This is a genomic window from Allobosea sp. P4_H5 (genome assembly GCF_056400825.1).
Window position 1 is genome coordinate 195,404 of record NZ_JBFUKM010000008.1, and the last position, 12,616, is coordinate 208,019.

A 12,616-nucleotide genomic window follows, 5' to 3' on the forward strand; every position below is an offset into this window, starting at 1 on the left:
TACGCACCAAAAGGAGAGTGTCAGCATGCATGCGATCCGCGAGGCGATGGCGGCGATGCACAAGCGCAGCGAGGAGATCCCGCCGGTCTCGAAGGCGGTGGAGTCGCTGGTGCGCCAGGTGATCGCGCAGGTCGCAGACAAATGGACGATGCTGGTGCTGGAGGCGCTGGAGGAGCACGGCACGCTGCGCTTCACCGAATGCGGGCGGATCGTCGGCGGCATCAGCCAGAAGATGCTGACCAAGACGCTGCGCGAGATGGAGCGAGACGGGCTGGTGGTCCGCACCGTCCACCCGGTGATTCCGCCGCATGTCGACTATACGCTGACCGAGCTCGGCCGCGAACTCAGTGCGGCCTTCTGCGGTGTCTGGACCTGGGCCGAGACCTATCATGCCGAGGTCTCGGCGGCCCGGCGGGCGTTTCGCGAGCGGGAGGAGGGGTAGGCGCCGGCAGCCAGGCCGAACGCCCTGGCTCATGCGGCAGCTGTCTTGCTCTTCCTGCGCAGGGCGATGATCTGCACGGTCAATCCGACCAAGAGCGCAACGAGGATGCCGCCCTGGACACTGAGAAGCAGTGGGGATTTCAGGTCGGTGACGAATGGGTGGCCGTCGGGGACGCGGCGCAGGATTTCTGTGGCGGTCGGCAGCATGAGCAGGAACACCGTCATGCTCAGGACGATCGTCTCGACATAAGTCGCAACTGCTCGGGGCACCGGCAGGCGGCCGATGGAATAGCCCATAGCGAGAAGCAGGAGCGTCAGCGCGCCGATGACATAGCTCACGGGCTGATGACCGACGAGAAAAACCGTGGCGGCGCCGATCACCATGGAGATCAGATAGAGGGTGCCCGCATGCGAGCGCGGCACGATCCGGCCATGGACCGCGAGCATGTAGGCCGCTGCCGGAATGGCGGGCAGGCTGCCGAGCGTATGCACCCAGCCGAGTGTTGAGATGCCGAACATGAGGAGAGTCCTTTCATTGAGTGCCTGACGGCTGCGGGAAGCAGCACCGGAAGGTCCGGTAGTTTCGTCTATCTACTAGTTGGTAGATTTTGATGTGATGGTTCTGCCTCGCGGGGGAGGCCTCTCTAGCGCTGGTTCGTGAGGCACTCGAGAAGCGGGTGAGTGATGACGCCGAACATCTTGGGATCGCCATAGGCGCGGGCCGAGAGCATCGCGCCATGGACGCTAGCCATGAACGCTTCCGCTTCCGCCTCGGCAGTGCCAGTGAAATGCAGGCCGCCTTGTTGCGCTCCGCGTTCGAGAATCGAGGCGAGCCAGGCCGAGAGCGCCCTGAAATGAGCCCGCACTTCGAGGACGATCTCCTCGGGAAGCACCGGGATCTGGCTCGCCAGCAAAGCGCAGACGCAGAATGGCGCGCTGGCGTCGGCGATGCAGGCTTCCCAATAATCGATATAGGCGCGCAACTGATCGGCAGGTTCGGAGATCTGGTGTTCGAGGGCAGCAATGCCCGCCTCGGCCTCTTCGCGATAGCGGGCGACGAGCGTGCGGACGAGCTCGGACTTGCTCGGAAAATGATGATGGATGCTGGCGTTTCGGATGCCGACCACCTTGGCGATGTCGGCATAGCTGAAGCCGTTATAGCCGCCCGCGATCAGCAGCGACCGCGCGCAACGCAGGATGTCGTCATAGGTCGTCGTGGAGCTCGCCATGCGAGTTTCTACCTACTAGTAAGTAGATTCGTCAAGGCAATGGACGACTAGGAGCTATCACGCCGTCGCGAGCCGGGGCGATCAGTGCAAAGCGACGAGATCGCCGGGCTTCACAGCATCTTGGTCAGGAAGATCCGGGTCGAGCCGGCGCGCGGCGCGATCTCGCCGAAGACCTGCCAGCCATGGCGCTTGTAGAACTCCGGCGCCTGGAAGCTGACGGTGTAGAGCACGCCGGCGCCGCAGCCACGCGCGCGCGCCTCGTCCTCGGCCATGGTCAAGATGCGGCTGCCGAGCCCCGAGCGGCGCAGCTCCTTCGGCAGGTAGAACAGGTCGATGAACAGCAGGCCCATCGAGGTCCGCCCGACCAGGCCGCCGATCGGAGTTCCGTCCGAGCCCTTGATCGCGATGGCGAGCGGCTTGCGGTCGCGCGCCCCGCCCATCTGGGCATTGTAACTGCCGAGGCCTTCTGAGATCGCGGACTGCAGGGCAGGGTCGATGCTGTCGGTCAGGCTGACGGTCACGTCAGTCATGCGCTGAAGTCCTCAGCCGGTCGGAGAGGGCGAAAGACTATTCCGCCGCCGGCTGGAAGGCGAGGCGCGGCGCCGGAATGAGCGCCATGACATGGGCGGCCTTCAGCTCACTTGGCATCCGGGATCAGCGCAAGGCGAGACCTTCGCAGCGCAACTGCTCGCGGCCGCCTTCGTAGCGCCGACGATTGCCGTGCTGCATGTTCTTGTGATTGGCACAGCACCCGTTTGCCTTGTGCGGCTTGCAGAGCAGACAGCCGGCGCGGGTGTTTTTCGGGCGTTTGCGCTTGTGGTGCATGGTGACCTCCCGGCTGCCAAATACCACAGCCGAGCCGGATGGTCACAACAGTCAAACGTCGTCCCGGGCGGAGCGCAGCGTAGACCCGGGACCCATTCCGGAACCACTATCGGAAAGGTTCCGGAATGGGTTTCGGATCGACGCGGCTTTGCCGCTTGTCCGGGATGACACGCGTTTGGCGTGGAGCTTCGCTACCCCGCCTTCTGCACGAAGCTATCCAGCACCATCTTCCTACCGGCCTTGTCGAAATCCACCGTCAGCTTGTTGCCATCGACGCTGGCGACCGAGCCGGGGCCGAACTTGACATGGAAGACGCGGGCGCCGGGATCGAACGCCGAGGCGCCCGTCGACTTTGCCGTCAATTCGCCCTCGATCAGCGTCGGGCCGCGCTGGCGGCCGCCGAAGCCTGTCCCTTGACCAAAGCCGCGCTGGCCGGCGTCGGAGAAACCCGAGCCGCCGCCCGAATTGAACTTGGCCTTGTTCTCCTGGGCCCGCTGCCAGCCCGGCGTCTGGTAGGACGAGCCGAAGCTTTCCATGCGCTCGAAGCGCGAGGCGCCGTAGCCGCCCTGGCTGTAGGCCGTGGGCGCCTGGACGACCTCGACATGGTCCTCCGGCAGTTCGTCGATGAAGCGCGAGGGCAGGCTCGATTGCCAGAGGCCATGGATGCGGCGGTTCGAGGCGAAATAGAGCTTGAGGCGCTTGCGGGCGCGGGTCAGGCCGACATGGGCGAGGCGGCGTTCTTCTTCGAGGCCGGCGCGGCCGTTCTCGTCGAGGGCGCGCTGGCTCGGGAACAGCCCTTCCTCCCAGCCGGGCAGGAAGACGGTGTCGAATTCCAGCCCCTTGGCGGCGTGCAGCGTCATGATCGAGACGCGGGCGCCACCATCGCCGCTGTCGGCATCCATCACCAGCGAGACGTGCTCGAGGAAGGACGGCAGATCAGGAAATTCGTCGAGCGAGCGGACGAGTTCCTTCAGGTTCTCGAGGCGCCCGGCGGCATCGGCCGAACGGTCCTTCTGCCACATCTCGGTGTAGCCGCTCTCCTCCAGCACCAATTCGGCGAGCTCGCCCTGCTGCATCGCCTCGGCCTTGCCCTGCCAGCGGGCGAAGGCCTCGACCAATTCGCGCAAGGCGGTGCGGGCCTTGGGCTTCAGCTCGTCGCTCTCGACCACGGCCCTCGCCGACTGCATCAGCGAGAAGCCGGTGGCGCGGGCATGGTTGTGCAGGATCTGGATGGTGGCGTCGCCGAGGCCGCGCTTGGGCACGTTGACGATGCGCTCGAAGGCGAGGTCGTCAGTGGGGCTCACGACGCAGCGCAGATAGGCCATCGCGTCGCGGATTTCGGCGCGCTCGTAGAAGCGCGGGCCGCCAATGACGCGATAGGGCACGCCGACATGAATGAGCCGCTCCTCCATCTCGCGCATCTGCGCGGAGATGCGCACGAGGATCGCCACTTCGGAGAGGTTCTCGCCCTTGGACTGCATCGCCTCGATCTCGTCAGAGATCAGGCGGGCCTCTTCCTGGCTGTCCCAGGCGCCGGTGATGGTGACCTTCTCGCCGGCCTCGTCCTCGGTGCGCAAGGTCTTGCCGAGGCGGCCCTCATTGCGGGCGATCAGCTTCGAGGCGGTGGCGAGGATATGACCGGTCGAGCGGTAATTGCGTTCGAGCCGGACCACGGTCGCGCCGGGAAAATCGTGCTCGAAGCGCAGGATGTTGTCGACCTCGGCGCCGCGCCAGCCATAGATCGACTGGTCGTCGTCGCCGACGCAGGCGATGTTGCGCCGGCCCTGGGCCAGCAGCCGCAGCCAGAGATACTGGGCGACGTTGGTATCCTGGTACTCGTCAACGAGGATGTAGCGGAAGCGCTCGTGATAGCTCGCGAGCAGCTCCGGATGCTCGCGGAACAGCGTCAGGCAGTGCAGCAGCAGATCGCCGAAATCGACGGCGTTCAGCGTCTTGAGCCGATCCTGATAGGCGGCGTAGAGCTTGCCGCCCTTGCCGGAGGCGAAGACGCCGGCTTCGCCGGGCGGCACGTCCTTGGGCGCGAGGCCGCGGTTCTTCCATGAGTCGATGAAGCCGGCCAGCATCCGGCCGGGCCAGCGCTTCTCGTCGATGCCCTCCGCCTGGATCACCTGCTTCATCAGGCGGATCTGGTCGTCGGTGTCGAGGATGGTGAAATCGGAGCGCAGATCGACCAGCTCGGCATGGCGGCGCAGCAGCTTGGCCGAGATCGAGTGGAAGGTGCCGAGCCAGGGCATGCCCTCGGCGACCGGGCCGACGAGATGGGCGACGCGCTCCTTCATCTCGCGCGCCGCCTTGTTGGTGAAGGTCACCGACAGGATTTGCGAGGGATAGGCGCGGCCCGTCGAGATCAGATGGGCGATGCGGGTGGTGAGGACGCGGGTCTTGCCGGTGCCGGCGCCGGCCAGCACCAGCACGGGTCCGTCGGTCGCCTCGACCGCCAGGCGCTGCTCCGGGTTGAGGCCCTGCAGATAGCTGGCAGCAGGCTGTGCTGCCGCGCGCGATGCGAGGCCGCCGGGGCGGGGCAGGGGGGCAGAGGTGCTCTGGTCGGACAAGGGCTTGGCTTAACGTGATCGTGATTCGTTCACGGTCAATATAGGGGCAGGCGCCGTGGATTGCTCGCCATCGCGGACGGTTTTCCGCGATGGCGTCCGGGGTACTGTAAACCCGACGGCGTCAGCGCGCTGGCAGGAGATATCTCAGCCCTTGCGTGAAGCCGCGCGGGGCGACGGTGAGGTGGTCCTCGTCGTTCAGAACCACCGATTTCAGGCTGAGGCCCGGATATTTCCGCTCCTTGAGCGCCTTCTCGAAGGCGCGGTTGTCGCCGACCATGTCGCCGGTTCTGTTGAAGCGCGGATCCCCCTTCCGGACGGTCTCGTACTCGCCGACATAGAGGAAGACCTTGGCCGGCAGGTCCTTGCTGCGGGCGGCATAGCCGGATTCCATCTCGCGATAATGCTCCCGGGCGAACCAGAAGGACGGGCTGCCGAGGATGTAGCCGCTGAAGAGATCGGGCTCCGTGAGCAGGATCTGCGCCCCGAGCAGGCCGCCATAGGAATGTCCGAGGAAGACGCTGCGGCCCGGATCAGTGCGATAGCGCTGGGTGATGAACGGTTTCACCTGATCGCGCAGATAGGTCTGGTAGGCTTGTGCCTTGCCATGGGCCGTGTCACCGGCCCCCTTCGGCATCGGCGTGTAGTCGCGGCGGCGGCTGACCGCGCCGTCTTCGCCCTTGGCATAGGACAGGCCGACCAGGATGAATTCCTCGACCTTGGGCCCCTCGCCATTCAGGCGGCGGCTGATCTGGCGGATGATCGGGAAGGCGTAGTCGGCATCGGTGACGTAAAGCACCGGATATTTCCGCTGCGGCTCGCTGGCATAGGAGGGCGGCAGGGCGACGAAGACCTGGTAGCCGCGGCGCGACACCGGATCGGGCACGTCCCAGACCTCGCTGTCGGCGATCTCATAGGGCCGACCCTCGCTGGTCTGCACCTTCGGAATGGATTGGGCCTCGGCCGGGACATGGGCGAGGCCGAAGCCAGCGATGAGGGCGATGATCAAATTGCTCTGCAAACTACTCGGGACGCGTCGCAGCACGTGAAGGCTCTCCATGGGCCGCGCCAATGGCGGCGCGCGGGGCGAGGTGCGAGGAGAACTCGGGCGGCAATCGGGCAGGCTCGCAATTCCCGGGCATCGGCATAGTCTGCTGGTTAATGACGGGGGGCGGTTCGCGGATCGGAAGGGAAGCCCATGGCCCAGGCATCGCACGCCCACCAGGTCACCAACCAGGTGCCGCCGCTGGCCGATTACGACGCCTATGCCGCTGATCCGGTGCTGAGGGCGGTGATCGCGGCCTTCGATGCCGGCTGGGCCGATGAGCGACTGCACGATGCCGGTCGGACGGTCGGTGCTGCCGAGACGATCGAGATGGCGCGGCTCGCCAACCGGCACGGGCCGGAACTGCGCAGCCATGACCGCTTCGGCAACCGCATCGACCAGATCGAGTTCCACCCGGCCTGGCACGCGCTGATGGCCCGCGCCATCGGCCAGGAAACGCATGCGCTCGCCTGGAACCGGCCGGGGCCGGGGGCGCAGGTGGCGCGGGCCGCCCTGCAATATCTCTGGTATGGCTGCGAGAGCGGCATCTGCTGCCCGATCTCGATGACCTATTCGGCGATTCCAGTGCTGAAGCAGGACCGGACGCTCTGGGCGCAATGGGGCGCGCTGATCTCCTCCAAGACTTACGACAAGCGCCAGGGGCCGGCCGCAGGCAAAACAGGGGCGACCGTCGGCATGGCGATGACCGAGACGCAAGGCGGCTCGGACCTGCGCCAGACCCAGACCATCGCCTATGACAATCGCGACGGCACCTATTCGCTGCACGGAAGCAAATGGTTCTTCTCGGTGCCGCATTCCGACGTCTTCCTGACGCTGGCGCGCAACGAGGAGGGCATCTCCTGCTTCGTCGTGCCGGGCTGGCGGCCTGATGGCGAGCGCAACGGCATCGCGATCCAGCGCCTCAAGGACAAATGCGGCAACCGCTCGAACGCCTCCTCCGAAGTCGAGTTCAGGGGCGCCATCGGCCATATGCTCGGCGATCCCGGCAGGGGACTGCGCACCGGCCTGTCGATGAACCACAATACACGGCTCGACATCGCCGCGGCTTCAGCCGGGCTGATGCGGCAGGCGGTGATGCTCGCCGGCCATCACGCCCAGCACCGCACGGCCTTCCAGCGCCTCCTGATCGACCAGCCGATCATGCAGAACGTCCTCGCCGACCTCGCCATCGAGGCGGAGGCGGCCGCCTGGCTCGCCTTCCGGCTCTTCGCCGCGGTCGACCGGCAGGAGCGGTCGGAAAGCGAGAAGCTGCTGGCCCGGATCGGCGCACCGCTGGCGAAATACTGGGTGGCGAAGCGCACGCCGGCGGTCGTCGTCGAGGCGCTGGAGTGCCATGGCGGCAACGGCTTCATCGAGGAGAACCCGATGGCGCGGCATTATCGCGAGGCGCCGCTGAACTCGGTATGGGAAGGCTCGGGCAATGTCATCTGCCTCGACGTGCTGCGCTCGCTCGAACGGGAGCCGGGCTCGCTGCAGGCGCTGCGGGCGGAGCTGCACTCGGTCTCCGGCCAGGACCGGCGCTATGATGCGGCGCTGCAGGCGCTGGACAACGACCTGCACGACCTCATCCGCCATGAAGGCCAGGCCCGTCTGCTGACCGAGCGCCTGGCGCTGATGCTGCAGGGCGCGCTGCTGATCCGCCATGCGCCGCATGCGGTCGCCGACGCGTTCGTCGCGACGCGGCTCGGCGGGCACTGGTCCGGCCATTTCGGCGATCTGCCGCTGGCGGTCGATGCGGTGACGCTGGCACGCAGGGCGGTGCCGGAGATCGGTCCATAAGCGCCGCTGATCCTGGCATCCAAATTCGGGATTTCTCCAGCGCCAGCGATTCTGAGAGCCTTTCCGCATGTCATGCGAGGCATTCGGAATGGACAAGCGACAATTGACCGGCATTTTTCTGCTCGTGATCGCGCTGCAGATCCTGCCGATCTCGGATACTTTGGCGAAATATCTCTCCGCGTCATTGCCTGTTCTGCAGGTGATCTGGGTGCGTTTCTTCTTCCACTGCCTGGCGACGGGACTCTATAGCGCCTGGCGATATGGCCCCCGCCTGCTGCTGCCCAACGTCTCCCGGACGCTGACCGCCAGGAGCGCCGCGCTCTTCTTCGCGGTAGCGCTGTTCTATGTCGCGATCCATCATATGCCGCTGACCACGGCACTGACGCTGTGGTTCGTCGAACCCTTCCTCCTGACCGCTCTGGCACTCCTCGTCTTCAAGGAGAAAATCGTTCCGCTGCAATGGCTGGCGATCGCGGTCGGCTTCCTCGGCATCGTCCTGGTGATCAGGCCGAGTGCCGAGACCTGGCAGTGGAGCTATCTCATCGGCCTCGCGGCGGGCATGGGCTATGCCGTCTTCCTGCTGCTGACGCGGGTCGTCGAGAGCAGGATTCCGGCGATCGTCTCGGTCTACCAGACCGGGCTCGTCGGCTGCGTCCTGTCGAGCCTTGCGGTCGTCCCGGTTTGGCAATCGCCGAGCGCAGTCCAATGGCTGCAGCTCATGGCGACCGGCTGCGTCGCCGCGCTCGCGCATCTGCTGATCGTCAAGGCGTTTGAGCGGGCTGAAGCGAGCCTGCTCGCGCCCTTCACCTATGCGGAGGTGATCACCGCCACGATCCTCGGTTACCTCGTCTTCGGCGATGTCCCTGATCGCTGGGCCTATGCAGGCCTTGCGCTTATCATCCTGAGCGCGATCGCCGTCGTGCCGCGTGAGCCACGGCGCGAGGTCGCGCCTCAGACGTGATCGGCTTGCGGCTCGTACCGGAATGGCGTTGGCGAGAGTTCGATCCGGATCTCGTCGGCGAGCGCATCGAGGACTGGTGATGCCCTGTCCCGGTTGAGCTTGAGGCAGAGGTGCACGGGAGCGAGCAGGGGCAGGCCTTCGGCCTGATCCAGAATCCGCACGCCCGCCGGGACGAGGCTGCGTTCGGCGGCGCTCACTCCCAGGCCGGAGCGGACGGCAGCATGGATCGCGCCGATATTGTCGCTGCTGAAGCCGATCCGCCAGTCGCGCCCGGCAGCATCCAGAGCCTCGGCCATCGTCGCCCGGCAGACGCAACCCTCGGGAAATACGGCCAAGGGGAGGGGGCGGCTCTTCGCTTGGGATGCGGCAGCAGCGATCCAGACCAGCTCTTCCGTCCTGACGAGCTCCTCGTCTGCGACAGTGCCGCGGCAGGCGACGAGCGCGAGATCGATGAGCCCGTCCTTCAGCCTGCGCTCGATGGCGACGCCGTTGTCGCAGACGATGTCGACCTGAACCTCGGAATGGATCTGGGCGAAACGCTGCAGTATCGCTGGCAGCAGCATGTTGGCGTAGTCATCGGAGGTGCCGATGCGGACGATGTCCGCCAGGCTGGCCTGCCCGATGCGGCTCATCGCCTCGTCGCTGAGCGAGAGGATGCGCCTGGCATAGTGGAGCAGGACCTCGCCTTCGCGCGTCAGCTGGATCTGGCGCCTGGTCCGGTCGAACAGCTCCTTGCCGAGCGCCTCCTCCAGCCGCCTGATCTGCATGCTGATCGCCGGCTGGGTCCGGTGCAGCCGGTCGCCGGTTCGGGTGAAGCTCCGCGTCTCGACGATCGTGACGAAGGTCTTGAGCAGATCGGTATCGATCGGCGGCCGCATCCTCGCTCTCCGGCATCAGCTCGATGGAACGTACAGGGCGGGTCAGGCTCTGGCGAGACCGAGGGCACCGGTCGCCGATTGAGGCTCGGACAGCGCGGGGAACCCTCTCCTGTAAGGAGAGGGCAGGGTGAGGTGTAGGCCGCTGGACCAGTTCCGCTCGCGCTCACCGCGCGGTTGAGTCGAGGCCAGACGTTTCTGCTCCGAACACCTCACCCCTGCCCCTCTCCTTCCAGGAGAGGGGTTCCCCGCGCTTCACTTCCGAGAGAGGCGTTCGTTCAACCGGCTTCCGGCGCGAAATCCATCGCCACGCCGTTGATGCAGTAGCGCAGGCCGGTCGGGGGCGGGCCGTCGGGGAAGACGTGGCCGAGATGGCCGCCGCAATTGGCGCAGTGCACCTCGACCCGGTGCATGCCGAAGCTGTAGTCCTCGCTCTCCTCGACCGCGCCCTCAAGCGGCTGGTCGAAGCTCGGCCAGCCGGTGCCGCTCTCGAATTTCTTGTGCGACCTGAACAAGGGCTGGCCGCAGCCGACGCAGGAGAAGGTGCCGGCGCGCTTCTCGAAATTCAGCGCGCAGGAGCCGGCCCGTTCGGTGCCGTGGCCGCGCAGCACCCGGTACTGCTCCGGCGTCAGCTTGTCGCGCCACTCCGCATCGGTGAGCTGGAAGGGGAATTCGCGTTCCGCCGGCTTCCCCGTCTTGGCGAACATGTCCATCAGGCCCATGCGAGGCTCCTTTCCGCGTGCTCTTGCTTGATTGTCGCGCGAGATATGGGGATTTGTCTTCCTGATTTCACGGGGGCGCAACGCGACCTGTTTCACGTTCGCGTTCAATGGCGAGGGCGCTCTTCTCCGGCGTCGTCCCGCGTCACCCAACCGTCACGCGACTCCTCTAGTCGGCTCGCCATCGCAAAGGGCGCGAACGAGGGCCTCGTGACGCAGACGATCCGCGCGGTGAAGCGCACGACGAACCTCGGGCTGACCAGCGCCGTCCATCGCAGCAAGCCGCTCTCGCGCGCCGGCGTGCTGGAGCGGATGTTCACGCTCGCCTTCTCCGGCCTGGTCTATCCGCAGATCTGGGAAGACCCGGTCGTCGACATGGAGGCGCTGGCGCTGCAGCCCAGCGACCACCTCGTCGCGATCGCCTCGGGCTCGTGCAACATCCTGTCCTATCTCACCGCTGATCCGGCGAAGGTCAGCGCGATCGACCTCAACGGCGCCCATATCGCCCTCGGCCATCTCAAGCTCGCGGCGTTGGCCGAGATCGACGACCACACGGTCTTCCGCCGTTTCTTCGGGCAGGCGCAGTCGAAGGACAATGTCGCGACCTATGACCGCCTGATCGCGCCGCGGCTCGACGCGGTCAGCCGCGCCTATTGGGAGGGGCGCAACCTCACCGGCCGGCGCCGGATCGAGGTCTTCGCCCGCAACTTCTATCGCTACGGCCTGCTCGGCCGCTTCATCGGCACCGGGCATTTCCTGGCGCGCCGGCTCGGCTGCGACCCCAGGGTGATGCTGCAGGCGAAGACGATGGAGGAACAGCGGGCGCTGTTCGATCGGCATCTGGCGCCGGTCTTCGAAACGAGGCTGGTGCGCTGGCTGGTGCGTCAGCCGGCCTCGCTCTACGGGCTCGGCATCCCGCCGGCGCAGTACAAGGCGCTCGCCGCCGATGGCGATGCCGGTATCCGCGCCGTGCTGCGCCACCGGCTGGAGCGGCTTGCCTGCGGCTTCGACCTGAAGACCAATTACTTCGCCTGGCAGGCCTTCGGCCGCGGCTATGGGCCGGAGCCGGATGCGGCGGTGCCGCCCTATCTGGAGCAGGGTAATTTCGAGACGGTGAAAGAGCGCGCCGGGCGCGTGTCTTATCATCAGAGCGCGATCACCGCCTTCCTCGAGAAGCAGCCGGCCGAAAGCTGCAACGGCTTCGTGCTGCTCGATGCGCAGGACTGGATGAACGACGCCGATCTGACGGCCTTGTGGACGCAGATCACCCGCAGCGCTGCGCCGGGTGCACGGGTGATCTTCCGCACCGCCGCCGACGAGCGCCTGCTGCCCGGCCGCGTGCCGGAGGCGATCCTGGCGCAATGGCAGTATGACGAGGCGCGCAGCCGCGAATTCGGCGCGCGCGACCGCTCGTCGATCTATGGCGCCTTCCATCTCTATGTCCGCGGAGCAGCCGCATGAGCGGGGTCGAGGGCCGAGCGGATGCTGCCGGCCTGATGGACCGGATGTATCGCTTCCAGCGGCATATCTACGACGCCACCCGCAAGTTCTATTTGCTCGGCCGCGATGGGCTAATCGCCGATCTGAAGCCGCCGCCGGGCGGGACCGTGCTGGAGATCGGCTGCGGCACGGGCAGGAACCTGATCAAGATCGCGCAGCGCTATCCGCATGCGCGCTGCTACGGGCTCGACGTCTCCGAGGAGATGTTGCGTACCGCCCGCGAACAGGTGGCGAAGGCCGGCCTCGCCGAGCGCATCACGCTGGCGCAGGCCGATGCGACCAGTTTCGATCCGCAGGCGCTGTTCGGCCGCGCCGGGTTCGAGCGGGTGGTGATCTCCTATGCGCTCTCGATGATCCCGCCCTGGCGCGAGGTGCTGGCGCAGGCGATGCAGGTGGTGGCGCCGGGTGGCGCGCTGCACATCGTCGATTTCGGCGATCAGGCGCATCTGCCCGGCCCGTTCCGGGCGCTGCTGAACCGCTGGCTGGCGCTGTTCCATGTCACGCCACGCTGGGACCTCGATGCGGTCGTGACCGATCTCTGTGCCGAGACGGGGACCATTGGCGGGACCACACGGCTGTTCGGCGGCTATAGCGTGCAGGCGGTCGCGATCAGGCCGGCGTGAGCGCCGGGGCTGGACGCCGTCGCCGCCA

General features: G+C 66.4%; 13 protein-coding genes. 5 read left to right on the top strand and 8 right to left on the bottom strand.

Annotation, left to right across the window (positions count from 1 at the left end):
* Window positions 1-46 precede the first annotated feature (46 nt).
* Window positions 47-442 carry a winged helix-turn-helix transcriptional regulator gene (locus AC1DS0_RS18260; protein WP_244543479.1) on the top strand — a complete coding sequence of 132 codons (396 nt, stop codon included), beginning with the start codon at window positions 47-49 and terminating at the stop codon, window positions 440-442.
* Window positions 443-471: 29 nt separating this feature from the next.
* Here the strand turns inward: AC1DS0_RS18260 and AC1DS0_RS18265 are convergent, their stop codons facing one another.
* The 6 genes from AC1DS0_RS18265 to AC1DS0_RS18290 all read right to left on the bottom strand — a co-directional run bounded on the left by AC1DS0_RS18265 (window position 472) and on the right by AC1DS0_RS18290 (window position 6,074).
* Window positions 472-960, bottom strand: a complete 489-nt coding sequence (locus AC1DS0_RS18265; protein ID WP_476815706.1) for a hypothetical protein — start codon at window positions 958-960, stop codon at window positions 472-474.
* Between the two features lie 125 nt (window positions 961-1,085).
* Window positions 1,086-1,670, bottom strand: coding sequence for a TetR/AcrR family transcriptional regulator (locus tag AC1DS0_RS18270; protein ID WP_476815707.1), 585 nt, complete (start codon window positions 1,668-1,670; stop codon window positions 1,086-1,088).
* Between the two features lie 110 nt (window positions 1,671-1,780).
* On the bottom strand, window positions 1,781-2,200 hold the full coding sequence (locus AC1DS0_RS18275; protein WP_476815708.1) for a GNAT family N-acetyltransferase: 420 nt from the start codon (window positions 2,198-2,200) through the stop codon (window positions 1,781-1,783).
* 124 nt (window positions 2,201-2,324) lie between these two features.
* Complete coding sequence (locus tag AC1DS0_RS18280; protein ID WP_476815709.1) at window positions 2,325-2,495, bottom strand: hypothetical protein; 171 nt, start codon at window positions 2,493-2,495, stop codon at window positions 2,325-2,327.
* Between the two features lie 191 nt (window positions 2,496-2,686).
* Window positions 2,687-5,068, bottom strand: a complete 2,382-nt coding sequence (locus tag AC1DS0_RS18285) for a UvrD-helicase domain-containing protein (protein WP_476815710.1) — start codon at window positions 5,066-5,068, stop codon at window positions 2,687-2,689.
* A 121-nt stretch (window positions 5,069-5,189) separates the two neighbouring features.
* The gene (locus AC1DS0_RS18290; protein ID WP_476815711.1) at window positions 5,190-6,074 is read right to left on the bottom strand and encodes an alpha/beta hydrolase; all 885 of its coding nucleotides are present in this window, start codon (window positions 6,072-6,074) and stop codon (window positions 5,190-5,192) included.
* 189 nt (window positions 6,075-6,263) lie between these two features.
* Between AC1DS0_RS18290 and AC1DS0_RS18295 the strand changes: the two genes are divergently transcribed.
* Window positions 6,264-7,910, top strand: a complete 1,647-nt coding sequence (locus tag AC1DS0_RS18295; RefSeq protein ID WP_476815712.1) for an acyl-CoA dehydrogenase family protein — start codon at window positions 6,264-6,266, stop codon at window positions 7,908-7,910.
* A 103-nt stretch (window positions 7,911-8,013) separates the two neighbouring features.
* Window positions 8,014-8,871 carry a DMT family transporter gene (locus tag AC1DS0_RS18300; RefSeq protein ID WP_476815713.1) on the top strand — a complete coding sequence of 286 codons (858 nt, stop codon included), beginning with the start codon at window positions 8,014-8,016 and terminating at the stop codon, window positions 8,869-8,871.
* Here the strand turns inward: AC1DS0_RS18300 and AC1DS0_RS18305 are convergent.
* Together AC1DS0_RS18305 and msrB are read right to left on the bottom strand one after the other, a co-directional pair.
* Window positions 8,862-9,749: a LysR substrate-binding domain-containing protein gene (locus AC1DS0_RS18305; RefSeq protein WP_476815714.1), complete on the bottom strand. Its 888-nt coding sequence runs from the start codon at window positions 9,747-9,749 to the stop codon at window positions 8,862-8,864. The two genes, AC1DS0_RS18300 and AC1DS0_RS18305, sit on opposite strands and share 10 nt — an antisense overlap.
* 275 nt (window positions 9,750-10,024) lie before the next feature.
* A complete protein-coding gene (msrB, locus tag AC1DS0_RS18310; RefSeq protein WP_476815810.1) occupies window positions 10,025-10,459 on the bottom strand; it encodes a peptide-methionine (R)-S-oxide reductase MsrB in 435 nt (144 codons plus the stop codon).
* Between the two features lie 216 nt (window positions 10,460-10,675).
* On the opposite strand from msrB, the gene AC1DS0_RS18315 reads away from it, so the two are divergent.
* Both AC1DS0_RS18315 and AC1DS0_RS18320 read left to right on the top strand, forming a co-directional pair.
* On the top strand, window positions 10,676-11,926 hold the full coding sequence (locus tag AC1DS0_RS18315) for a BtaA family protein (protein ID WP_476815715.1): 1,251 nt from the start codon (window positions 10,676-10,678) through the stop codon (window positions 11,924-11,926).
* Window positions 11,923-12,588 (top strand): class I SAM-dependent methyltransferase, encoded by a 666-nt coding sequence (locus AC1DS0_RS18320; protein ID WP_476815716.1) that lies wholly within the window; start codon window positions 11,923-11,925, stop codon window positions 12,586-12,588. Before AC1DS0_RS18315 ends, AC1DS0_RS18320 begins: the two co-directional genes overlap by 4 nt.
* Window positions 12,589-12,616: the final 28 nt, after the last annotated feature.

What these genes read in the sequence shown, in the direction of transcription:
- AC1DS0_RS18270 (WP_476815707.1), bottom strand. Translation starts at nt 1,670, where the DNA reads ATGGCGAGCTCCACGACGACCTATGACGACATCCTGCGTTGCGCGCGG.
- AC1DS0_RS18260 (WP_244543479.1), top strand. Translation starts at nt 47, where the DNA reads ATGGCGGCGATGCACAAGCGCAGCGAGGAGATCCCGCCGGTCTCGAAG.
- AC1DS0_RS18295 (WP_476815712.1), top strand. Translation starts at nt 6,264, where the DNA reads ATGGCCCAGGCATCGCACGCCCACCAGGTCACCAACCAGGTGCCGCCG.
- AC1DS0_RS18275 (WP_476815708.1), bottom strand. Translation starts at nt 2,200, where the DNA reads ATGACTGACGTGACCGTCAGCCTGACCGACAGCATCGACCCTGCCCTG.
- AC1DS0_RS18320 (WP_476815716.1), top strand. Translation starts at nt 11,923, where the DNA reads ATGAGCGGGGTCGAGGGCCGAGCGGATGCTGCCGGCCTGATGGACCGG.
- AC1DS0_RS18305 (WP_476815714.1), bottom strand. Translation starts at nt 9,749, where the DNA reads ATGCGGCCGCCGATCGATACCGATCTGCTCAAGACCTTCGTCACGATC.
- AC1DS0_RS18280 (WP_476815709.1), bottom strand. Translation starts at nt 2,495, where the DNA reads ATGCACCACAAGCGCAAACGCCCGAAAAACACCCGCGCCGGCTGTCTG.
- msrB (WP_476815810.1), bottom strand. Translation starts at nt 10,459, where the DNA reads ATGGACATGTTCGCCAAGACGGGGAAGCCGGCGGAACGCGAATTCCCC.
- AC1DS0_RS18265 (WP_476815706.1), bottom strand. Translation starts at nt 960, where the DNA reads ATGTTCGGCATCTCAACACTCGGCTGGGTGCATACGCTCGGCAGCCTG.